This is a genomic window from Oleiphilus sp. HI0080 (assembly GCF_001635135.1).
In genome coordinates this window covers 1-348 of sequence record NZ_LWFU01000845.1, presented here as the reverse complement: position 1 = coordinate 348, position 348 = coordinate 1, and the positions used below count along the sequence as shown (strand labels likewise).

Here is a 348-nt window from a genome sequence, read left to right as displayed (position 1 = left end):
ACGGCAGCTGTGGTCGGCCCGGTCCAACTGCCTACTGAAGAAATAATGACCATCTGTCTGGCCGATCAAACCCTTAACGATATGGATTATGAGCTAGAGCATTTGGCGGCGTGCATAGAAGCTATCAAAGCTGAGCTTGGCGAGTGCTTGAGTGAAGGCGAGTCGATTTTCTTGCCATTCGAAGATGAAGACGAACTCTACGACGACGCGTTAAACAGTTGGTGCGCTGGTTTCGTCGAAGGCATGTTGGCAAACGAGACACAGTGGTTCAGTAAAGATGAAGAAGTGTCCGCAGAGCTGCTACTACCTTATATGGCACTTTCGGGACTATTCGATAACGAAGACTTT

The 348-nt window shown here is 48.9% G+C and carries 1 protein-coding gene; it reads left to right on the top strand.

The window, feature by feature from the left end:
* On the top strand, positions 1 to 348 hold a 348-nt coding region (locus tag A3751_RS17145; RefSeq protein ID WP_156492571.1), incomplete at both ends, for a UPF0149 family protein.